Raw genomic sequence first — 24013 nt, forward strand, 5'->3', positions numbered from 1 at the left:
TCCTCTGCGCAATGCGTGTGCTCTTCGGTATCAGATGGGTGGCACATCGCTTGCTCTATCATCTGCCCATGAATGCTGCCAGAGATGCGATGGACCATGTGGCGACCCACGCGATGCAGTTGCGGTCGGATCAGGATCTCCGCTGGCTGGATGACCATTTTGCGCCGGACGTCGATGCGCGGGGTGTTACGTTCCCGGTGACGCGGCGCTGCGAATTTTTGGCCGGCCGCTACTGCGCGCAACAAGCGTTGCAACAGATCGTTTCCCCGCCGATCCCATGGATTCCGGCCGGGCACGATCGATCCCCGCGTTGGCCCGACGGCATTGTCGGCTCCATTACCCACACGACAGACTATGTTGCGGCGGCAGTCGCGCGCAGTGACCGGATCGGTGCGTTGGGGATCGATTCGGAATCGTTGCTCCCAGCGACTGTGGTGCGGGAGATGGCCGCACTCGTGGCATACCCTGAAGAATTGGCGCTTTTCCGGTCCGCCGCTCCTTCCCTCGCGGAGGCGCGTGTCGCCGTCACGCTCTGCTTTTCTATGAAGGAGAGTCTCTTTAAATGTCTCTATCCACTGACCCAGCGGTATGTTGATTTTTTGAGCGCGCAGATCATCGCCGTTCATGCGGAGACCGGGACGCTGCGGCTCACGTTGTGCGCTGCGTGGTCGGATCGGTTCCCAGCGGCCTGGGCATGCGATGGCGGTTTCAGGTTGGATGGGTCGCGGGTGCATACCTGGGTCGCGTTGCCGGCCAGCTCGCGGAGGATGCCGTCGTGATGCCGATGCCGGCCAGCTGCGGAGCACTGCCGACGTGCGCGGAGGTCATCGCGCATCTCCGATCGCTGACCAAGCCGACGGTGGCGGCGTTGTTGGCTCGGGCCGATCAAGGCAGCACGTTACTGGTGCAGCCGCGTTGCGGGGTCGGCGCGCACGCCGCGATGCGTGCGTTGCTGGAACAATGCGAGCGCGAGGGGCGGCCCGACATTCTTACGATCACGATCGATTCCCATACGCGGCTCCAGGCCTTCGAGCGAGCGGCGGCCATGTTGGCCGCGCACCCGGACCAACTCAACGGCTATCCGCTGTGCGCGCATGGATGGCGCAACGGGCGGGAGTTGAACGCGTGTGTTGCCGTGCCGCTGCAAGTGCGGCACGGATCTCCCGATGCCCGCGCGCTCTTTGCGATGAGTCTGGCGAGTGGGTTGACGGCCTTTGAGGGCGGCGGGATCACTTATAATGTTCCCTATTGTAAGGATGTGCCGCTCACGACGTCGCTGCAGGCCTGGGCGGAAATCGACGCCTGGTGCGGGGAGTTGGCGCAGCACGGGATTATCGTTGATCGTGAGTTGTTCGGCACGCTGACGGCGGCGCTGATGCCGCCGTCGCTCAGTGTGGCCATCGTGCTGCTGGAAGCCCTGTTAGCCGCCCGCGCCGGGGTGCGCTGTATTTCGCTGGCCTATCCACAAGGGGGCCATGTGGCGCAGGATGTGGCGGCGCTGCGCGTGTTGCGGAAGTTGGCCCGCGAATATCTGCCGGCCTCCGTACAATGCTATCCCGTGCTCCATGAATTCATGGGGGCATTTCCGGCCGATGCGGCCGTCGCGCAAGGATTGATCTTTTACGGTGCCATCGTCGCCCGGTTGGGACGTGCCACAAAAATTGTGACCAAGACGTATGCCGAGGCGCTCGGCATTCCCACCGTCCACGAGAATATTCAGGGCATTCGCTTGGCCAAGGCGGCCCAGACGCCGATGTTCGACTGGGTGACGATCGACGAGGCGGCAGTCGCCGAAGAGGAGGCGTGGATGATGGAGGAAGTCCGCGCACTCCTGGCGCCGCCGTTGGACGCGCCGGATCTGTCCGCTGCGATTGTCGCCGCATTCACGCGCGGCCGGCTCGACGTGCCGTTTGCGGCCAGTCGACATGTGCGGTCGGCGGTGATTCCGATGCGGGATGCCGGCGGGGCCATCCGATATGCCGAGTGTGCCCAACTGCCGTTTTCTGAACGCGTGCGGCGACGGCATCGCCGACAATTACGGCTGGCGTCGGCCGCCTCAACGCACACGATGGCGAATTTCGTGCCCCAACTACAAGCGAGCATCGATTATTTTGCCACGCAGGAGGTCCCGACATCATGAATGCCCTCTCTCCCGACGTGCGTGCGTTGCGGCCTGCGTTCGATAGTCCATCGACGTGGGAGACTCTTCTCTGCGCACTCGATTATTGGGCGCATCATTGTCCGGATCGCCAGGCCTTTGCGTTTCTGGGCGATGATGGAACGGTGACGCACGCCTATACGTTCGCGACGCTCCAATCCCACGCGTTGGCCATTGCCGCAGTGTTGCAGGCAAAAACGATGACAGGCGACCGCGTCATCCTGATGTATCCGCCCGGGGTGGCGTTTATTCCGGCGTTTTTCGGCTGCCTCTACGCCGGGACGATCGCGGTTCCCGTGAATCCTCCCACGCGCGCCCGTCATCTCGATCGCATTGACTCAGTGATGGCCGATGCGGGCGCCCACGTGGTGTTGGCGACCCAGTCGGTGCGCGACGCCGTGGGCTCCACACCGCTCCCGCCCGCCTGGCGCAGGTGCGAATGGCTAGACGCCGAAGCCGTGCCGATCGTGTGGGCCGAGCGATGGCGTCCGCATCGCCCGCGTCCCCACGATGTCGCGTTCTTGCAATATACGTCCGGGTCGACGGGCACGCCGCGTGGCGCGATGATCACGCATCGCAATATGATGCACAATCAATGGATGTTTCACCGCGCGTTTGCGACGGATGCTGCGAGTGTGTTTTGCGGTTGGGTGCCGCTCTTTCATGACATGGGTCTGATGATCCAGGTCGTCCATCCGGTCTATATCGGCGCGTCCAGCCTGCTCCTTTCTCCGTATGATGTGATGGCCCGCCCCGCGCGCTGGCTCCGGGCCTTGACGCGGCATCGTGCCACGCACACCGCCGCGCCGAATTTCGCCTATGATGTGTGTGTTCAGCATGTGACCGCCGAAGAGCGCGCGACGATCGACCTGTCCCACTTGCGTTGCGCCATTAATGGGGCGGAGCCGGTACGCGAATCGACGATGTGCCGCTTTGCCGCGGCCTTCGCGCCGCACGGTCTCCGCACGTCCGCGTTGTTGCCTGCCTACGGGATGGCCGAGGCGACGCTCATGATTGCCGCCGCGCCCCATGGTCAGCCGGCGGCGTATTCCCATTTTTCTCGCCGCGATTTGGATCGGGGGAGGGTCGCATGTCCGCAGTCCACGGCCTCCGCCGACACGGTGTCACTGCCGGGCTATTTGGTTTCCTTTGGCGACCAAGAAGTCCGCATTGTGGACCCGGTGCGGCGAGTGTTGCTCGCCGATGGCGTCATCGGTGAAGTGTGGGTGCGCGGCGCGCATGTGGCGAAGGGGTATTGGAAGAAACAGCGGGCCTCGCAGGATCTATTGCGCGCGCGCTGTGTCGGTATCGATGCCGAACGTCGGTATCTGCGCACTGGCGATTTAGGTTTTTTCTACCAAGGCCGCCTCTTTCTTACTGGCCGCGCGAAAGACGTGATGATCATTCGCGGACGCAACATTTATCCGGAGGATCTTGAGCATGCCATCCGCCAAACGGGATCGCGATGGCTGCAGGGGTTGAATGCGGCCTTTACCCAGGACGCGCATGGGGAAGCTTGCGTCGTGGTTGTGCAGGAACTGCCCGGTGACGCGACGCTGACAAACGAGGCGCTGCAGGCGTGCAGTGCGGACCTGGCGGCGGAGGTGAACGCCACATTCGACATTGCCTTGCATACGGTGCTGTTTCTCCCGCCGCGCACCATTCCGCGCACTTCTAGCGGGAAGGTGCGGCGGCAACACACGAAATGGTTGTATGCCACGGGGGCACTGCCCGTGCTCCACACCTGGCACGGATGCGTCCAATGCGCTTCGCGCTGCTAAAAAATCGAAATTTTTCCCTTTATGTCGGCGGTCAGGGGATCGCACTTTTTGGCAACGTGCTCCTTACGGTTCCGTTGTCGCTGTATGTGCTACAGCTCACGGGCTCGGCACGACAATTCGCCCAAACCTGGATCATCAGCGCCATCCCGCATGTGCTGATTGGCCCAGTCGTAGGCGTCTGGGTGGACCGGCTCCCGCAGAAACCGCTGCTCATGAGCTGCGATTTTCTGCGGGCCGGTTATTTGGTGTTGGCGAGTTATCTGGCCTGGACACACCAGTGTTCCTTGCTGTTTCTCCAGTGCTCCCTGTTTGGTTTCGCGGTGGTTGCGGTGTTTTTTCGCAGTGGCTGTGCGCCGCTGTTGCCGCGCATGTTGGACGAGGAGGAACTGATTGCCGGCAATGCGCTGCGCCGATTTGTGATCCGGGCCAACGAAGTGGCTGCGCCAGTCCTTGCCACGCTGTGCTATCAATGGTGGGGGATGCCGACGATCTTCGCGCTGACCGCCGTGACATTTGGTTGTGCCGGCGTCATGAAGCTCGGACTGTTGTTGCCGCCTCGCGCCGTACCATCCTCCCCACGTTCGTTTTGGAAGGAACTGCCGATCGGGTTTCAGACGGTGATCTGCGATCGACGCTTACGCTCCTTGGTGCTGAATGGAACGTTGACGCAATGTTTTATCACGCCGTTTTTTATGCTCGGCACGCTCCATATTTTGATTCAGGTCATGCAGGTGCCCGAGGTTTATGTGGGCACGCTCCGCAGTTGTGCCGTGATCGGTTCGCTGTTGCCGATTGTACTGATCTCCTGGATGCAAGCGCGCTTTCCGCTGACGTGGAATGTGACGTTAGGATTGGGCGGGGTGCTGGGCGCCACGGCGTTGCTTTTTCTGTTGATCGTGCCGGACATCGGCATCTGGCTCAGTCGGCATCCGGCCGGGGCTGCCGCATTTTTTTCCGGCGCCCGTCTGACCTTCGAAATGATGGTGGGGATTTACGGGGTATTTGTCGCCACGTTTTACCAGCTCCACGTCCCGGAACACGATTTGGGAAAATATACGGCAGTGACTCGCATGGCGTATCGTCTGGGGCAAATTGGTGGGTTGTCGCTTTATGGCTATCTCTTCGATGCCCGGCCGCTGACGGACGCGTTTGTCTGTTTATTTTTCGGGATCTGCGTGAAGATCCTGATCCATCTCCCTTTTGTGCTGGCCTCCCGGAAACGGTCGGAATCGTGGGGCGACCGAGCCGCAGAATGCGCCGTGGAGACGGCCTAACCGATGGCGCGCTTGGCAGTCTGTTGTCCCCGATGCTCGTTATCGAGCAGTTCGCGCAGTGCAGCGTCCAATCGTGTCGGCAACGCCAATGCAACACGCCGCATGGTGGCCAGTAGGGCCTGGATGGTGTCGCCGGAGAATTGGCGGGCGTCGTACTGCACAATCCCCGATACCCGTCCTCCGTGCTCCTTGATGTTGAGCGACAGTGGCACGCCCACGTGGACGGGCATGGCGTAAGTATATGGATTCGCGCGCACCACGCAGCGATTGAGGTCCAATCGCGCAGACGGCATGTTCCGATAGTTGAAATGAATTTGATACGGGGTGCCTGTCGCACCGATTTGTGCGGCGTACAACGCCGCAATGTGTTGAATCGGCACCTGTTGGTGTTGATATGCGCCCGTTGTGGCGTGCTGCTCCCGTGTGATGAGCGACCGGACGGATGCAGTGAGGTCGACCCGTCCGCGCACCGGGAGCACATTGATACAGTTGCCGATCAGATCGTCCGCGCCGTGTAAGCGTCCGGCGGATTGGATCCCGATGATCGTGTCCCGTTGCTGAAAGCAGGCGCAAATCGCCGCGCGGTAGAGTGTCAACAACACCGTGAACGGCGTGGTCGCCAGTTGGGTGGCTGTGGTTTGCACGGCGGCGACCACCGCCGACGAGAAATGCGTCGCCAACCGCGTGCCGTGAATGTGGTCTGCCGTGTCACCAAAGAGGGGGAGTCGATCGCCCAAGTGCTCTTGCCAATACCGCAAGCCCGTTGAGCCGTGGTGGGCGAGTTGTTCCTGTTCCCATTGCACATAGTCAGGATACTGCATCGAGACCGGTGGCAAGCAGCGGCGCCATTGCCGCTGCGGGGTGTTCCAAACTTTCGCAAAGTCGCGCAGCAGCCGATTGATCGACCATCCATCGCCGATGAGGTGGTGCAACGTCCAATAGAGGAGTCTTCGGTCGCGTCCGAGTCGCACCGATCCCATGCGGAATAATGGGGGCTGTGTGACGTCAAACTGACGGGCCTTCTCTTCGCACAGCAGCGCTGCAATCTGTGCCGCACGATCCGTGACCGCGATGCGCGAAAGATCCCAAATGGCGATGTGGGCGGGAGCGGATGCGTGCACTTGTTGGCGCGGCCTCGCCGCTTCCTGAATAAAACCGGTGCGTAAGACGGCATGGCGGGCGATGAGGAACTCGAGGACTGCGCGGGCGCGGGCCGCGTCGAACGGGCCGTGCACGTCGGCCACGCGCATGATGTGGACGGCGTGATCCTCCGGCCGTTCGTGCTGACGGCGCCACATGCGTTCCTGGGCGCATGACAGCGGATGGGTTTGGTGTGCCGTCTTTCGGGCCGATGCGGGTTTCGACGCTGCATTGGCAGGCTGCGGCGCGTTGTCTAGCGTGGCGCAAAATGCGCGTAACGACGCGGCGGCGAAAAAAGACGGGAGCGAGATGTCGACCGGCCATTGTGCCCGCAACTTCGTCACGAGACGAATTGCCATCAGCGAATTGCCGCCGGCCGCGAAAAAATTGTCGTCGATCTGCAGTGCCGTGCGTTCGGTGAGGTCGCGCGCGATGGTCAACACCATCTGCTCCGTTGCTGTCATTGGCTGGGGCGTCGCCGTGTCGTCCGGCTGCGTGGCTGCGATGGCGAGGAGTTGCTGTTTATCGACTTTGCCGTTGACCGTGAGGGGAATGACGTTGACCGGCACATAGAGTGCCGGCAACGCCGCCGACAACACTGTGCGGGCGAGCCAATCGCGCAGTGTCTGTGCGGTCAGCGCGGTCTCGGCGACGTAGAATGCGAGTAATCGTTTCCCATGGTCGGTGGTGGAGACCACGACTGCCGCTGCACGGATATGGGGATGCGCGGCGAGCTGGTGTTCGATCTCTGCGGGATGGATGCGCACGCCGTGGATCTTGACCTCGTCATCCACGCGGCCATGGATGGCCAGCGTCCCATCCGGTCGGATCTGTCCGGTGTCTCCGGTGTAATACACGATGTCCGATGGGTCGTTGGTGAGAGGATTGGGCCGAAAGCGCGCATGGTCGGCAGGCGGCACCGAGGGCAAATAGCCGCGCGAGCGGAACGGCGTGCGAATGACCAATTCACCGATTTCCCCGATGGCGCACGGCCGGCCGTCGCGTAGCACGAGCACGACGGTTTCAGGAATGGGCCGTCCCAGCGGCTGGACGCCCGGTGGCGGCTCGTCGGGGACCGGATAATATGTCTTGGCCATCATCGTCTCCGTCGGACCGTAAATGTTGGTCACTTGGCCCGCGAAGGCCTGCCGCCACTGCACGACCAACGACCGATCCAGCGGTTCGCCGCCGAAGATCACATGTCGCAACGCGCGCAAGCCACGCCCGCTGGCCGCGTCGCGGATCAACAGACGCCCGATGCTCGGCACGGTATGCATATGCGTGACCCGCTCCGTCTCCAGCCACGCGACCAGCGTGTCCGGCCCACAACATTCCGCGGGCGGGATCACCAAGCGCGCCCCATTGGCCAGTGCCAAAAAGGTCTCTCGCATGAACGGTTCGAAGCCCGGCGTGTAGAGTTGCGCCACTCGCGCATCTGGGGTGATCGCGACTTGGCGACTCAGCCAGTGATGATAGTGTGCGAGTCCCGGAATGGCGCCGACAATCCCTTTGGGTGTGCCGGTACTGCCCGACGTAAAATAGATATAGGCGGCACCATCGTCCGGGATCGCTGGCAATCGTTTCGGCGCGGCGGGCGGCTGTGCCAGCAGCGATGCGAACGGGATGCTCTCCGGCAACGTGAGCGATGTCGCGACGCACAGCACCTGGGTGCAGCGCGCCTCTCGGAGCATGAGGGCCAGCCGCTCTCGAGGAAACTGATGATCGAGCGGCACTGGCACCGCGCCGGCGCGCATGACGGCCAAGAGCGCGAGAATCATCTCGAGCGACCGTCCACCGACGACGCCGACGGGCGTGTTCGCCGTGACGCCCCGAGTTCTTAATGCCGCGGCCGCGCATTCGACGCGGCGCCAACACTCCCGATACGTCATCGTGCGATGGCCTTGTTGCAGTGCGATCTTGCGGGAGTGGCGGCGCGCCTGCAGGTGTACTGCATGGAGGGGATGTTGTTGCGGTGTGGCATCCAACGGACGCGCCCATTGTTGCCAGACCGCCGTGGAGCGGGCGTCGTCCAGCGTGATGGCACTGAGTGGTTGCCCCGGCGCGTCGACGATTTGCGCCAGGATCCGTAACCATTGATCCCGCATGACGCTCACGCGCTCGGCGGTGAAGAGATCCGTATTATAAATCCAACTTCCTTCTAAACCGCCCGGCACTTCGGTGAGATTGAGCAGCAGGGGATCGCGGGAAAATAGATGTTCTTGTGCGACACGTTCGCCACGCACGCCGTGTAAACGGAACTGACGGCGCGGCATATTGCGCAGATTCAGTACTGTTTGGTAAAGCGGTGGCCGATTCGGGTGGCGCTCGCACTGGAGCCTTTCCACGAGGGTGTCGAACGGGACTTCCTGATGGGCGAAGGCACCCAATGTGGCGATGCGTTCTTTGGCCAGCAATTGGGCAAAAGTCATCGTGTCGTCCAGCTCGACACGGATCGGCAACATGTTGATAAAAAATCCGATGGCGTCTTCGAGCTCGACCCATTGGCGTCCCGCGACCGGTGTGCCGACAATCACGTCCCGATGGTTTGTCAGTCGCGCCAACAACACGCGATAGGCACTCATCAGCAACATGAATAACGTGGCATCGTGCTCCCGCGCGACGTGGTGCAGCCGCCGCAACGTCGAGGCCGGCACGACAAAGTCGATTCGCCCGCCGGATTTCCCCAATATTTTTGGCCACGGCTTGTCGCTGGGGAGGGGCAGAATGGAGGGCCGGTCGCCGAGATGCTGTCGCCAATATTCAAGATGCGGCTGCAGCTGCGCATTGGAGAGCGTGTTCCGTTGCCACAGGGCATAGTCGGGGTACTGCACGGCCAATGGGGGGAGTGCGGGCGCGGTGCCTTGCCGATCCGCCTCCCACAGCGTCAAGACCTCGTGCACGATATTGCGAATGGACCATCCGTCACAGACGATGTGGTGAATCGTGATGACCAACACATAGTGCGTCGTGGACATCTTCACGAGGCTCACGCGCAGCAATGGCGGATTGCTTAAGTCGAATGGGGCTTGTTCTTGCGCAGCGACGAGACGACTGAGCCGCCGTTGACGTGTCCGTTCGGTGCATGGGCTGAGATCATGATGGACCACGTGGAAGGGCATTTCGTTCCACACGTGTTGATAGGGGCCGTTGTCATCCGCGCACAAGGCGGTGCGCAGCGCCTCATGGCGGGCGATGATCGTCCGGAAGATGTCGCCCATCCGTTCGGGCGCGAGGGGGCCGATCAGCCGTTGTCGCCGCGTGAGGTTGAAGCCGTCATTGGTGGGGTCGAGTTGATGCAAGATCCACAAACGCTGTTGGGCGAACGAGAGCGGCGCCCGATGTCGATGCTCGGCTGCCGGGAGATGCGTCGGCACGGCGCTCTCCGGTGCGCGGCGCAACACGTCGATGCGCTCGGCAATGGCGCCCACCGTGTGGAGCGTGAAGATCTCCTGCAGCGGGAAGGTGATCTGAAAAGTCTCCCGCATGCGTGCGACCAATCGGGTCGCTTGCAGCGAATGTCCGCCGACGTCGAAAAAGTTGTCGTTGGTCCCGATCGGTGTCCGCTCCAATAGGGATTCCAGCGTGGCGACGAGCCACTGTTCCGTCGCTGTCGTGGCGGGTGTGTGTGTCGCCATCGGTTCGCTCCGGAGTGGATCGGGCAGTTGATGCTTGTCGACCTTGCCATTCGGGAGCTGCGGAATCTGCGCCACGCACAGCACATATTGCGGGACCAGCGCGGAGGGAAGTTTGTGGCGCAGCCACGTGCGCAGCTCGGCGCTGGTCAGCGTGGTCGCGCCGGCGACGTAGGCGGCCAGATACGAGCCGTGCTGCGGCGTCGTGCCGCTGATGACTGCGCAGTTCTGTACGTGCGGATGTTGGAGGAGTGTCTGTTCGATCTCTTGCGGATGGACTCGCACGCCATGAATTTTGATTTCCTCGTCGAGTCGTCCCGCAATCACGAGGTATCCATCCGCGTGGTATCGCCCACAATCCCCGGTGCGATACACGAGATCGTCGGCATGAGCGGCGAGGGGATCGACACAAAACCGCGCGCGGTCTTGCTCCGCTGTTTCGGGGAGATATCCGGCGGAGCGGTACGGACTCCGAATCACGATTTCCCCCGATTCATTGGTGCCACACGGTCGATTCCCGGAGAGGATCTGCAGTGCCACGCCCGGCAACGGCGTGCCGATCGGCTGCACGCCGGGTTGCGGCGGATCCGGCACGCGATACATCGTGCAATGGAGCGTCGTTTCGGTGGGGCCGTAGATGTTGAAGATCTCTGCCGGGAAACATTGGCGGATTTGCCGAACCACCGTGTCGGTCAGCGGCTCGCCGCCGAGGAGCAACGTGCGCACCGACGGACACGTCAGTCCGCGGGCCTCGGCCATCCACACGGCGGCCACGCTGGGGACCGTTTGGACGATCGTCGCCCGCTGGCGTGCGATCCACTGGAGGATATGGCGCGGCGTGGCCGTATCGGCGTCGGGCGGGAGCAGCAATTCGGCGCCGGTTGTGAGGGCGAGGAACAGTTCGCGCATCAGTGGTTCAAACCCGATCGGATAGAGTTGCGTGACGCGATCGGCGTGGGTTACGGCCAACGCGTGAGCGGTGGAGGCGACGACATGCGCGAGTCCGCGCCACCGGCCCAGAATGCCCTTCGGCGCGCCGCTACTGCCGGAGGTAAAGAAGAGATACGGCATGCCGCCCGGATCGAGTGGCGGCAAGGCCGCGGACGACCCGGGCGGCAAATCATAAAAATACTTCGTGGGAAGATCCTCCACAGTGGCCACGTCATCGTCCGACGGCACCAACAGCGCGAGTGTCACCTGTGCGGCATGGATCATCGCTTGCCGTCGTTCGTAGGGGAGCGTTGTGTCGATCGGAACGGCAGTGCCGCCCGCGCGCATCACCGCCAACAGCGCCATACACAGGTCAATGGAGGCGCGGCCGACCACTGCCACGCGCGTGTGCGATGCCACGCCGATGCGCCGCAGCGATCGAGCTTTTCGCTCCACTTGGTCAAGGAGCGCGGCATAGGACATCGTCTGGTCGCCTTGTGTCATCGCCGGATGCGACGGACATTGCCGCGCGATTTGCGCCAGCGTGGCCAATGGATGGGCCGCCGGTCGAGGCGGTTGTGGCATCGGAGCGTGCCGTGTCGGTGCCGGTGCGGCGACATCGCCGAGGCAATATTCGTGGACGAGGCGATCGGCATGGGCCACGATCTGCTCCAGCAGTACAAGCCATTGCGCGGCCATTGCCTCGATCGTGGATCGTTGAAACAGTTCGGGTTGATAGATCAGGGTGCCGCGCAAGACCGTGTCTTCTTCGGAAATATGCAACCCGAGCGGGTCCCGGGCCATCGTGAGCGGATCGGGCGCCTCGCGGACGTGCACGCCGTCCAACGCGCATTCCGTTTGCGGCATATTGCGATAATTGAAGATCACCTGAAAGAGCGACGCATCGCGCCCGTGCAGGTTGCGTCGCGCCGCAGCGACCATCTGTGCATAGGGATAGTCTTGATACGTATACGCGTAGAGAGCCGCCTCCGTTTCGGCGCGCAACATGGTCGTGAACGGGACTGCGTCGTCCACGATGAGGCGCAGCGGCAGCATATTGATGAAAAATCCGACGACCGCTTCCAATGACTCCATCCGCCGCCCCGCGATGGGGATGCCGATCACCAGATCAGGTTGTCCGGAGAGACGCGTCAGCAAGAGGCGGAAGGCGCAGAGTAACAACACGAATAGGGTAGTGTGCTGGGCCCCAGCCAGTGCGCGTAATCGTTGGACCAGCTCCGGCGATACGACCAGTTCCACGCGTTCGCCTCGATGGCTCAGTGTCTCCGGCCAGGGCGCATCATACGGCAACGTGAGCCGTGTCGGCGCGTTCGCCAACTGCTGTGACCAATAGCGCGCGTGCGGGGCAAATTTTCCTGCATCCATCAACTGTCGTTGCCACTGCGCAAAGTCGGTGTAGGCGATCGCCGATGAAGTGTCGACGCGGCCGGGATCACGCCAATAGGCGCACAAGTCGCGCAATAATATGGCGGACGACCAGCCATCGCAGACGATGTGATGGATGCACAGCACGAGCTGCCAGCGGTGGGGGGCCAGCTTGAGTAACGCGGCGCGCATCAAGGGGGGATGTTCGAAGTCGAACGGTTGCTCGATCCACGGCGACACCAGCGCCTCGATCTGTTGGGCCTGGGTGGATGCCGCGCATGCGGCGAGATCCCAGTGTTGGAGGGAGAGCGGCGCGCTGGCATGCACTCGTTGCACCGGGTCCTCATCGGACTGATGAAAACTGGTGCGCAGCGCCGGATGTCGATCTGTGAGTCGTCGGAGTACGCGTTCGATATGGGCCCGCGAGACGGTGCCTTCCAGCGTATACGCGCGAAAGAGATGATAGCGTGGCGAGTGCGGCTCCAGCCGTTGCGCAAACCAGAGGCGCCATTGGGGATACGACAACGGCGTGTTTGGCGATCTGTGAGGGCGAATCGGCGGCAACAGGATCTGCGCGCCGTGTTCCTTCAATTGCCGCACCTGGCGCGCGATTGCGCCCAACGTGGAGGCCTGGACTACTGTGCACACATCCAATTCCACATGGAGCGTTTCCCGCACGGCCGCGATCACGCGGGTGGCCAACAACGAATTGCCGCCGACGTCATAGAAATTGTTGGCCGGCGAGAGCCGCGGCTGTTGCAACAGGCGCCGCACGATATCGAGGAAGATCTCTTCCAAGCCGTCGGAGCCGCTGGGCACGGTATCGGATGGTGCGGCGATGGTGGTCGCAACACTCGGAAGCGGCAACGCGGCCACGTCCACTTTGCCGTTGGCGGTCGTGGGGAGTCGTGGCAGATGGATAAAATGCCGCGGCATCACTTGGGTGTACTGCCGCAGATGTGCATGCCATACGGTCGTCGGGATCGGTCGAGTGCTGACGTAATACGCGATCAATTCCGTGCGCGTGTCCGTGCGCTGCGCCAGCACATAGGCCGTGCGCACGTCCGGTATTCGCGTGACGTAGTGCTCGATTTCCCGCGGCTGTACGCGGATCCCGTGGATTTTACATTCGTCGTCGATGCGACCGAGGATCTCCACGACGCCGTCATCACGGCGATAGCCACGGTCGCCGGTATAGTAGAGGCGGTCTGCCGAATCGCCGGTCGCCGGATTGCTGCGGAAGCGCGCGGCCGTGTCCGCGTCTGCTAAATAGCCCTGCGCTTGCCACGGCGTGCGGAGGACAATTTCTCCGATCTCGCCGACATCGCAACAGCGCTCCGCATCCATGATATATAGCTCACAATCGGGGATGGGCGTGCCGATGGGTTGAATGCCCGCTCGACAGGCGGGCGGGACGACATACACGGTCTTCGCGAGCGTCGTTTCCGTCGGACCATAAATGTTGAGGATGGTCGCGTGTGGTGGCAACAGCATGCGCCACCGCTGCACCAACGCCGCGTGCAATGGTTCGCCCCCCAGCACCACGGTCCGCAAGTGCGGCAGACGCGTCGTGGTGGAGGGTTCCGCCAACCGATGGTCGGCGACACTGGGGACCGTATGCACGAGCGTCATGGCCTCCCGGTGCAGCCATTCCACGAAGCTCGACGCGCGCGCATCGTGGAGCACCAACGTGGCGCCCGCGTGCAACGCAATGTACAGATCCCGCAGAAATGGTTCAAAGGCAATATGGTACAGACCGCTGACGCGGTCGTCGGCGCCGATCGCGTATGTGGCACAGAACCACTCGACGTATTGCCGAATACCGCGTGCCCGACCGATCACTCCTTTGGGGCGTCCCGTGCTGCCCGAAGTGAAAAAAATGAAGGTGACGTCATCGGGAGTGGCGTATGCGGTGGCCTTTTGCAGAGCGATTCTTGGCGCCGGATCGCAGCCAGCGCGTGGGATCCAGACGGGACAGGCAATTTCTTCCAGCCAGGCATCGGGCGCCTCGGCCACCACTAGCCCGCACGCGCTCTGCAGCAGCATACTCCGCTTCCGCTCCGGTGGCAGCTCGGCATCGATGGGAACGATCGTTGCGCGGAGTTTCGTTAATGCCAGCAGAGAAATAATCGTGTCGAGGGTTGCGGACCCGTAACACGCGACCGATGCCCCGGCGCGCAACGCGGGCGCGAGCTGGGCGGCTCGGGCCGCGACCGCGTGCGCCAATGCGGCATAGGTCATCGTGGTGCCTTGGTGGCGTATCGCAGCTCGCTCGCCATGCAATGCGAGTGCATGATCAAGTAATTCCGACAACGGAGGGCGTGGGCGCGCCGGTATCGGACGCGCGAATCCAGGCGCGTGCCGCGTGGCCAGCCAATGGGCGCGCACGGGTGCATCGGGTGCGTGCAGCAGCCGCGCGAGCAGCCGCGTGGTCTGTTGCATCAAGCGTGCGATGTGTGGCCGACCGTACCGGTGCGTTTGAAAATTCCACAACATGGTCATCGTGTCGCGCTCTTCCGCCAGCGTGACCGTCAACGGAAATTTCGCGTGCGGTTCAGGCAACGGCACTGCACGGAGATGGCTTGCGCCCAGCTGTGCCGAGCTGGATGGGGCCAAGTGGTTGAGCAGGACTTCAAACAGCGGATAGGCGCCTCGCGCGTTGGGGCGGAGCGCATGGATGATTTCGCGGGCCGACACCGCTTGATGGATCAGTGTCGCACGCAGCTGCGCGCCGGTGCGACGCAGTAGCGCATGAAAGGTCTCGTCAGGGTCGTGGGCGGCACGGTACGGCAAGGTATTCACGCAATAACCGATCGCGTCGTGCCATGACGGCTCAACGCGTCCCGCACAGCTCAGGCCCAGCAGGAAAGACGAGTGTCCGCTCTGCCGTGCAAACAGCACGGTCAACATGGCCAGGAAACATTCAAAGACCGTCGCGTCCTGTGCTTGCGCAAAGCGGCGCAGCGCCTCGCTGTGCCGGTTGTTAAAGGTGTGGGAACACGTTTCCCCAGCGGTGTCGGTCGTTCCGTCTGGATCCTCCGGATGCGCTAGCCGCAGCTGCGGTGGATGGTCCCGTAGCACCTCCTCGAAAAATGTCGTGGCCTCCGAAGAAAATTCGGTGCGGTGCGTCGCGTGGTGCTGTGCGATGTCGGAAAATGTGGTTCGCGGAATGAGTTGGGGAATTTCTCCGCTCCGGACGGTGGCATAGGCCGAGCTCCAGGCGCGGACCAGGAGTTGTAGCGACCAATAGTCGATGACCACGTGATGGGCCGTGAGTTGGATGAGCGCGCCTGTGGAATCGGCCACGATCAGGACCCGCAGCAACGGGCCCTCATTCAACGCAAACGGTCGACGACGTTCGCGGCCGCACAGATCGCGGACCGCTCGCTGGAGGTGTCCGCCCGTGGTCAGCAACTGCGGTACCGTGCATTCCATCCATGGGATCGTCTTCTTCCCGCTGATGACGAGTTTGGGATGTTCCCGTTCGCGTCGGAGAGAAGCCCGCAAGATCGGATGAGCACGAGCGACCGCGTCTAACGCCGCTTGGAGGGCGAGGCGGTCAGGTGCCGGATCGCAATGCCATGCCGCCGCGACGTTGTAAGTGGCCTTGTCGGGGAAATAGTCATGGGCGAACAATAACTGGGCTTGACCTGGTGTGCAGAGGATCTCGTTGGCTCTGAGGTCCTCGGCGAGATGCGGCGTTACAGGGGCTCGCGTACCCTTCGCCTCCGGCTGTGATTCCGCCAGAAACCGTTCCACTGCGCGGACGGTAGGATGCGTGAAGCATAACGTGGCGGGAATTTCGCGCTGCAGTGCCCGACTCAAGGCCCCGGTGCAGAGCAGTTGGTCGAGCGAACTCAATCCGTAGTGGGTGAATGGCGTGTCCGGGTCGACCGTGACCGCGCGTCCGGTTGTTTGATGGAGATAGTCCGCGAACCACTGCGCCAAATGCATAGCCGGTGCAATAAGCAAAAGATCTGCCAATGAAATGTTCCTCGTCCCAAGGGGCTGGATATCCGCCGCACTCTCCGCAAACGGCGCGTGCGCGCTGAATTGTCCGGAACGTCGGAATCGCGTGTCCGCTATCTCGTGTTTTTATCGCACGCCGCTCGGACATGGCGCCCACGCCAAACACTCAACCGCTCGAGAATCCTATCGCAACCGCTGCGTCCGCTGATTGGCACTGCGCTTGCTTTACACAGGCACTATGCAGCGATCACAGAGACCGATCATTCTGGGAGTGACTGAAAGCGATTGCCACGTCGTGGCCAACCGACTCATCGAATTGCAGCTGCGCGCGGACGGTTGGTCGGTCCTGAATTTAGGTGTCTGTACCCCTGTGGCCGAATTTGCCGCAGCGTATGCGGAGCATCCGGATACGCCGGCGATCTTGATTGGCTCGTTGAATGGTCATGGCTACGACGACTTGCAGACATTGCCCCGCTATCGGGAGCGATACGACATCCACTGCCCGATTGTTTTGGGCGGGAACCTCAGTGTCGGCAGTCAAAAGACGCATGCGGACGAAACGCGATTCTATGCGTTGGGTGTGACCCACATCTTGCGTGAGCTGTGCCAGATTTTGCCGCTCCTCGCCACATTCATGGATGCTGAGACCGCGCGTATCGTCGCGGCGTCGGCAGATGATCGAACAGTGTACAAATCAAACACTACACAACAAGGCGGAATCTATGGGCGTTCCAGAAATAGGGCGCTGTATGCAAGCGCTCGGTGGGGGGCTGGCCTTTCGCACTGCATTTGAGGGCGAACCCGCTGCGGATGCAACGCAGGAGGAATACAGTAGTCCGGGATTCCCCGGGCCGTTGCTCAATCTCTTTTACCGGGTGTGCCTGACGCCCTCTTTGTCGTTCAAAGTGGGGGTCGACTTTGGCAGGTCTTCGGAAGGTGCAGTATATAGACGTACCGATGAGTGGTCCTGTGACTATTTTGGCGATGAGGATTTCGATGGGCGGCCGCACAGGATCGAAAAAATCTGTGGATTCGGCGGGACGCTGCAACGCGACGACAGCCGGCTCGTGTTGAGTGGTAATCTGTCTCTTCATCCGGTGTTCTTCCAGCGTGGGCCGGTGTCGTGGTCCCTCGGGCCACGACTGGATATCGGCGGGTATTTCCCGGCGATCGACAATCCCGGCAGCGCCTTTGTCGGTCTGTCCGGCGCGACGGAAATCCTGATGGGCGTTGAAAACTTCCGCACCGGTCTCGAGGTGTACGGCGGAGGGCTGTACGAATTCGGCTCCGGCCTACGCCCGGTACTTGGCGCGCAATGGGTGTTTGAAGTCAGATGGTAAGCAGGCGTTGATAACGATCCGCCGCGCGACTGCGGGCGACGGTACTGACTATTACGCGAGATCCTGCAACCACGCCTCAATCCCGTAGAGCGGCACGTCGTGGATGCGGTCGTGTACCGCAAATGGATGCTCAGAGAGTTTGCAGCCGAAGGAGCTGTGCGGATGGGACGCGAGGAACAGGTGGAGGCTCTTTAATCCGCCGCGTTGTCCCGATTTCACTTCGACGGGAATGATCCGATGGCCTTTGGTCACCAGAAAATCGACTTCGGCGTTGCTGGTGGCGGCTTCGCGGTGCCAATAGAAAAGTTCCGGCTGAAGAGTCGGGTCGGCGTAGGCGACGAATTCTTGCGCCACGAATTGTTCCGCGATGGCCCCGACGTTGATGACAGTGAGCGGTGTGGTGATCCACGTCTTCATGTCGAGCCCTAAGAGTCGTTGTGCAAGTCCGACGTCGAAGAAAAATACTTTGAAGCGTTGGTCGTGCTTTGTGGCGCCCAATGGGATGCCTTGGCCACTGGTGTGATACGCCAGTCGTGCAATCCCCGCCATCGTGAGTAGCGTGAGCGCTTGTTTGATTGTCCCGGCGCGCGTCTGTGGGTCGACGCGCGCGCAGGTGAACTTTTGTCCGAGCTGGGTGGGGATGGCGGTAAACACTTGCTCGACATGGGTGATTTGACGGCGGCGGGCGTATTTCTGAAAGTCCTGCCGATAGGCCTGCAGAATTTCGTCTTGTAGTTGTTGGCAGAGTCGGACATCGCGGTGGTCGAGCCAGGCACGGACGACCGCCGGCATGCCACCGAGCCACAGATATTGTTGGAGCTGTTCCAGGAGACGATCATGGACCAGCGGGTCGACGTGTCCGCTGTGGAGGTGTTCCCGGAGGTCTTGATGACCGGACGCGGTGAGAAATTCGGCAAAGGAGAGCGGATGGAGGTGGAGAAATTGGATGCGCCCCACAGGGAGTCCCAACTGGGCCAGCGTGAATTCGATCAACGAACCGGCGGCGATCACGTGTAGTTCTGGGAATTCTTCTTTGAAGTAGCGGAGTGCTTGCAGGGCGGGTTCACATTCTTGGATCTCGTCCAAGAAAAGGAGCGTGGATCCTGCTTGGAGTTTTCGACCGGCATAGAGTGAGATCCGTTCGATGAGTCGTGGTATCTGCAGGTCGCCTTCGAAGAGCGTCTTGGCGGTGCGGTCCCGGTCAAAGTTGATTTCGATGAGGGTCTCGAATGTCTTCGCAAATTCGTGTACCAGCCAGGACTTCCCTACTTGGCGTGCGCCTCGCAGGAGCAACGGCTTGCGCAGCGGCTGTTTTTTCCATTCATAGAGTGAGTTTAGTAAATGTCTTTGCATTAATGGTATTTATACACGCTTCTGATGATAATAGAACATTTATTTCTATCATACATGATAAATGTGGCACATTTAAATTGGTATATTGGGTAGAAAATGGCACTTTTCTACGGCTGTGGGTTGCCTAGTTATGGGTGCTGCGCTTGCGCCGCCATGGGCGCCGGGAGTGGCGTGCGCCGTGTGGGCGTGAGGCCTTGGGCGCGGACCCATTGGAGGACGGTTTCGGTTTCGGCCTCGATGGTGGCGCCGGCGAGTTGGGTGACTTGGTCTTCGAGTGGGACGTCGAAGTCGTGGGCGCCGCAACGCAACGCCTCGGCGCCGGCGGCGCGTTGGGTGAGAATCGAGCTGCGCAACATCGGGATGTTGTCGAGGTAGAGGCGGGCGAGCGCCATGGTGCGCAGATATTCGGCGTCCGACAGGCGTGATCCGCGCAGTGCGGTGTGGTCCGGTTGATAGGTCCAGAGTAGGAAGCTGGCGAAGCCGCCGGTTTCGTCTTGCAACGTGCGGACGTGGCGCAAATGTTCGATGCGGTCGGCCCAGGTTTCGCCGAAACCGATTACCATCGTGGCGGTGGTGCCGAAGCCGAGGCGTTGCGCGCAGCGCATCCCGTCGAGATATTCTTGCACGCTGTATTTTTTCGGCGAGAGACGTTCACGCCACGCATCGGTGAGTATTTCGGCGCCGCCGCCGGGGATCCAACGTAATCCCGCATCGTGCAAGCGACGCAGCGCCGTTTCCAGCGCGACGCGCGAGGCGCGGGCGATGAACATCACTTCGACGATCGTCGGGCCGTAGATTTCGAGCGCATCGCCGTAGCGGGCGCGGACCGCGCGAAACATCGCTTCGTAGTGATCGAGTTTCAGCCGCGGATTGAAGCCGCCTTCCATCGCGACGAGACGGCCACCGTGCGCGATCAGGTCGTCGAGCTTGGCGAAAATTTGCTCGTCCGTCAGGACGTAGCCTTCCGGATGATTGGGGCGACGGTAAAACGCGCAGTAGCGGCAGTCGGCGACACAGACGTTAGTGTAGCTGACGATCCGCATGATCAGATAGCTGGCCGCGCCGTCGGGATGAAAATGGCAGCGGATGCGGTGCGCGGCCTGTGTCAGCTCCGCGAACGGGGCATGTTCGGCCAGTTCAAGGGCGTCGGAATCGTTCAGGCGCATATATCACTGTGGTGTCAGGATGACGGCTCTTACGCACGTAAAAATCGTTCCGCGCCGAGGGCGGCGACGGTACCTTGGGCGGCCGCGATCACCGGGAGTTGCGGGACGCCGCAGAGGATGTCGCCGCACGCAAAGACGCCGGGGATGCTCGTTTCCATGGTGTCGTTCACTAACACATTGGCGTGGGCGCCGAGATCGACAGTACCGGTCAAGTATGTGGTCTCGCTGTGCGGGGTGTGGTGGTAGAGATAGACGGTGCGGACCGGGAGGACTTTTTCTTGGCCGGCGCTGAGCAGCACGATTTCTGTCAACGCGCCTTGGCCACCGCGGAGTTCCTTCAGGCTGGCGCTGAGGTGACAATGGATGTGCGATTCCGCCTTGAGGCGTTCTTGCAGCGGCTCCGGGATGTCGAGTTTGTTGGTGGGGATGATGAACGCGACCGTTTCCGCGATCTTGGCCAATGTGAGGGCGGCTTGCGCGGCTTCGGCCGTCTTGCCGAACACGGCCACACTCGTTTTGCGGGCGAGCGCGCCGTCGCGCGGGACAGAATACGCGACGCCCTTGCCGAAATATTCCGCCTCGCCGGGGAGGAGATGGGCCGGGGCGCCGCAGCCGCTGGCCAACACGACACAGCGGGCCTCGAATTTTTTCCCGTCGTTGCCGAACAAGATCCGACCGCTGGCGGCGAGCGCGGTGCTGGTGACTTCGAGTTCGCGGAAATCGGCGCCGAATTCGCGGGCCTGCCAACGGAGGCGCTTCACCAATGCCTCGCCGGTGATCTTATCGCCGACGCCGGGGAAGTCGAGCACTTGGTGGGCGCGGGCGAGCGCGCCGTGGCCCACGCCCTTGTCGAGGACCAGCGTGCGGAGTCCGGCCCGCGCGGCGTAGAGGGCCGCGGTGGATCCGGCAGTGCCGCCGCCGACAATAATCACATCATGAGAAGGGGCCATTTATTCGCTCCACATCAGGGGTGGGAGGGCGGGGATCAATTGGGCGGCATGGGCCTCGCGGAGCAGTGTGGTGATCGCGAGTTCCTCTTCCGCGCCCATCCGAACGGTGCGTTGATTCACATACATGCCGACGAAGCGATCGATCAGTTCCGTAGGCAGGTCGCGCGCAAATTGGCGCGCGTGGTCGACGGCTTGCGGGCGATGCGCCAACGCGTATTCGATCGAGGCGCGCACATCGTGCGCAACCGTCTGTTGCAGCGCAGCGGGGAGGTTGCGACGGATGCCGTTCACGCCGAGCGGCAGCGGCAAGCGATGGCGGGCGTGCCACCAGCCGGCCAAGTCGAAGACGTTCACGAGTTGGTCTTTTGCAAACGTCAGTTGGCCTTCGTGGATCAGCAGGCCCGCGGCGACGTGGCCGTCGCGGACGGCCGGAAGGATGGCGTCGAAGCGCATCGTCGTGGTCTCGACCGGGCCGAGCGCGAGTTGCAGCGCGAGGTACGCCGTGGTGAGTTGGCCCGGCACCGCGATGGTGGTACGGCGCAACGCCTCCGCGTCCATTGGGCTGCGGGCGACGATCATTGGGCCATAGGTGGCCTCGCCCATGCTGGCGCCGGAGCGGAGCAACGCATAGCGGTCGGCGACGTATGCATAGGCGTGGACGGACAATGCCGTGACGTCGTAGCGCGCGGTCTTCGCGTATTCATTGAGGGTCTGGATGTCGATCAATTCATGCGTATAGTGGATGTCCGGCGAGCCGACTTTGCCGGTGGCGAGTGCATAGAACATAAACGCGTCGTCGGCGTCGGGGGAGTGGGCGATGGTTACGTGCGTCAGTGAGGCGGCCATTAAGGTCTCCAATTAAAATAACGAGCACTGCGTGGCGGTTTCGCTGGCCGTGGTGGTCTCGGGGTGAGTCAGTTGCCACGACACGGGGCAGCGGCCCCTCGTGTTGCCGAATTTCGAGGTGTAGAAGAGTTCTCCGTGTTCGGCGCCGTATTCGTAAATCGTTTTGGTGACTCTCACGTCGTCTTGGCAATACTGCTTCAGTTTCGCTATTTCGCCGCGCCGATAGTAATCGACCGCGTCGAGTCCGCTCCCCGATTTGCCGCTGCCGAGCGTGGCCTGCGCGACGCTCTCCAGGCTGACGCGGTGACCGAGCGCCTTGTGGAGGATTTCGAGGATGTCGAGCATCGGGAGGGTCAGCGGATCGAAGTGGAGATACGGTTTCAGCACGAGAAAATCGAACCGCTTGATGTTGAATCCGACCACGAGCGGGCGTTCGGTGAGGCGTTGCTCCAGCTCGGGGATCTCAGCTTCTTCATACACGCGATATTGGTCGCGCTGATAGCAATAGGTGCCGACGACGCTGACGCCAAGCGCATCGCAGCGGCGATCGGCGTGGTCGCTGAAGATGGACTTGGTTTCCAAGTCGAGGACGAGGATATTCGGCGCCATGGAGGCGTAGTAGTCAGGGCCGTGGGCGCGATGCAATGCCTTTTTACAATTTGTTATGGGCGACGAACCAATGGGCGCCGTCGGCGGAGACGAGGAAATTGTGGTTGGGCGCGGACGTGCTGCCGTCGAAGTGGACATCGTAGAGGTCGAAGGCGCCGCGCAGCGTGAGCGTTTCGTCGGTGCTGACGGCCGCGAAGGCATTGTCGGACAAGACGAGTTGATCGCCGTCGCGCAGCCCGCCGGCGACCAGCCAGTGTCGTTCGCCGCCGCGTTCGACCCAGAGTGGATGGTTGTCGGTGACGGCCAATGTGGTGGGGACACCGGTGGCGTCGCGGAGTGTCAGGTCGAGCAACGTCGCGGAAGTGACCGCGTGGGTCAACACGGCGGATGGGTGTTGAAATGCGATCTGACCGGTCTGTTCATCGACGGTCGCGATGCGGGGTGCGGTGGACTGCTCCCCCTCACCCAACTGCAATGGTGAGCAATGCTCCCGCTCGTCGCATTGCTGTAACCGCTGCTGCGGGCCATGCAGCGGCTCAGGCCGCTGCGCCCTTAGCCTCCCCAAAGGGAGAGGGGGGCGGATCCCCCACGGCAGACCGTGGGGATCATACATCGCGGCCAGGGTGCGGAGGGGGAGCGGCGTGCCGTTGTCGGTCAAGACGAAGGTGTCGCCTGGGAAACAAGCGACGGTACCCGTGCGTTCCGGTACGGAGCAATAGATTTGGTGCAAATCGGTGTGCGGTCCGGCGTCGATGGCCGTTAATTGGGGAATCCGCCACAGCGCAATCGGTTCGCCCGGCGGACAGTCGCCGTCGCTCCACCAATTAGTGCCGGCGCAGGCCAATGTTTGATAACTCAGCAGCCATGTCGCGCTGGTGAGGTATTGCGCGGTGACTCGCCGCACGACGCGTTGCAATTCCGGCGGGAGCGCGGCTTCGTGATAGATCAAACCGGTCGTATCGCCGCAGTCGGTTTGGCCGATGCGCGTGGACGCTAGTTCGGGGTGATTCGTGAGCGTCATGATGATGCTGAGGAGTTCGGTCGGGAGGGCACCGATCTGTTCGGGAGAGAGCGGACCGTTGCGGCGCATGACCGGGAGGACGTCGTCGACCCACGTGCTGCGGTCGACTTCCAGTGTGTAGCCGCCCTCGTCGATATGCGTCGCGGCGAGGCGCAGTGCGTATCGGTCGAGCCGATCGATCCGTCGCGCCAATCGGAACAGTTGCGCAGCCGCTTCGGCTTGCCGATCGGTGGGGAGCACTCCGGCGCTGCGGAAGGCCATGCTGACGACGCGGTCGAATTGTTCCTCCGGGGTGTTGGCCGGCGCCCCGGGAAAATCGGCCGGTGTCAGTTCACCGTTGTGATCGCGGTCGTATGGCGTGAGCGCTGCCAACAGCTGCGGATGGTCGGTGAAGAAGGTCGTGGTGCCGTCGGAGACGCGCATGATTAATCTTCCTAGGTGAAATTCCTCGCGGCTTG

General features: G+C 62.0%; 13 protein-coding genes. 6 read left to right on the forward strand and 7 right to left on the reverse strand.

Annotated elements, in window-relative coordinates:
* The first annotated feature begins 68 nt into the window (after nucleotides 1–68).
* From HY696_05100 to HY696_05115, 4 genes are read left to right on the forward strand one after another with little or no spacing between them, the layout of a single operon-like run.
* The gene (locus tag HY696_05100; GenBank protein ID MBI4237781.1) at nucleotides 69–779 is read left to right on the forward strand and encodes a 4'-phosphopantetheinyl transferase superfamily protein; all 711 of its coding nucleotides are present in this window, start codon (nucleotides 69–71) and stop codon (nucleotides 777–779) included.
* The gene (locus HY696_05105; protein ID MBI4237782.1) at nucleotides 776–2140 is read left to right on the forward strand and encodes a methylaspartate mutase; all 1365 of its coding nucleotides are present in this window, start codon (nucleotides 776–778) and stop codon (nucleotides 2138–2140) included. The genes HY696_05100 and HY696_05105 overlap by 4 nt, the downstream gene beginning before the upstream one ends.
* The gene (locus tag HY696_05110) at nucleotides 2137–3939 is read left to right on the forward strand and encodes a fatty acyl-AMP ligase (GenBank protein ID MBI4237783.1); all 1803 of its coding nucleotides are present in this window, start codon (nucleotides 2137–2139) and stop codon (nucleotides 3937–3939) included. The genes HY696_05105 and HY696_05110 overlap by 4 nt, the downstream gene beginning before the upstream one ends.
* 56 nt (nucleotides 3940–3995) lie before the next feature.
* Entirely contained in the window at nucleotides 3996–5213 is a 1218-nt protein-coding gene (locus HY696_05115) for an MFS transporter (protein MBI4237784.1), read from the forward strand.
* Here HY696_05115 and dltA read toward each other — a convergent pair.
* Nucleotides 5210–16255, reverse strand: a complete 11046-nt coding sequence (dltA, locus tag HY696_05120; GenBank protein MBI4237785.1) for a D-alanine--poly(phosphoribitol) ligase subunit DltA — start codon at nucleotides 16253–16255, stop codon at nucleotides 5210–5212. The genes HY696_05115 and dltA overlap by 4 nt on opposite strands.
* Nucleotides 16256–16508: 253 nt before the next feature.
* Here dltA and HY696_05125 point away from each other — a divergent pair, with 253 nt between their 5' ends.
* Together HY696_05125 and HY696_05130 are read left to right on the forward strand one after the other, a co-directional pair.
* Nucleotides 16509–17063 (forward strand): cobalamin B12-binding domain-containing protein, encoded by a 555-nt coding sequence (locus tag HY696_05125; GenBank protein ID MBI4237786.1) that lies wholly within the window; start codon nucleotides 16509–16511, stop codon nucleotides 17061–17063.
* Nucleotides 17020–17610 carry a hypothetical protein gene (locus HY696_05130; protein ID MBI4237787.1) on the forward strand — a complete coding sequence of 197 codons (591 nt, stop codon included), beginning with the start codon at nucleotides 17020–17022 and terminating at the stop codon, nucleotides 17608–17610. The genes HY696_05125 and HY696_05130 overlap by 44 nt, the downstream gene beginning before the upstream one ends.
* A 51-nt stretch (nucleotides 17611–17661) precedes the next feature.
* Here HY696_05130 and HY696_05135 read toward each other — a convergent pair whose 3' ends face one another.
* From HY696_05135 to HY696_05160, 6 genes are all read right to left on the reverse strand, one after another.
* Nucleotides 17662–18963 (reverse strand): ATP-binding protein, encoded by a 1302-nt coding sequence (locus HY696_05135; protein MBI4237788.1) that lies wholly within the window; start codon nucleotides 18961–18963, stop codon nucleotides 17662–17664.
* Nucleotides 18964–19091: 128 nt separating this feature from the next.
* Entirely contained in the window at nucleotides 19092–20129 is a 1038-nt protein-coding gene (locus HY696_05140) for a radical SAM protein (protein MBI4237789.1), read from the reverse strand.
* A gap of 29 nt (nucleotides 20130–20158) precedes the next feature.
* The gene (locus tag HY696_05145; GenBank protein MBI4237790.1) at nucleotides 20159–21079 is read right to left on the reverse strand and encodes an FAD-dependent oxidoreductase; all 921 of its coding nucleotides are present in this window, start codon (nucleotides 21077–21079) and stop codon (nucleotides 20159–20161) included.
* Nucleotides 21080–21925 (reverse strand): ABC transporter substrate-binding protein, encoded by an 846-nt coding sequence (locus HY696_05150; protein MBI4237791.1) that lies wholly within the window; start codon nucleotides 21923–21925, stop codon nucleotides 21080–21082.
* Nucleotides 21926–21937: 12 nt separating this feature from the next.
* A complete protein-coding gene (locus tag HY696_05155) occupies nucleotides 21938–22534 on the reverse strand; it encodes a ribonuclease H-like domain-containing protein (protein MBI4237792.1) in 597 nt (198 codons plus the stop codon).
* A 43-nt stretch (nucleotides 22535–22577) separates the two neighbouring features.
* Entirely contained in the window at nucleotides 22578–23978 is a 1401-nt protein-coding gene (locus tag HY696_05160) for a hypothetical protein (protein ID MBI4237793.1), read from the reverse strand.
* Between the last annotated feature and the right edge of the window lie 35 nt (nucleotides 23979–24013).

The sequence above is a fragment of the Deltaproteobacteria bacterium genome, assembly GCA_016210045.1.
Classification (GTDB): Bacteria; UBA10199; UBA10199.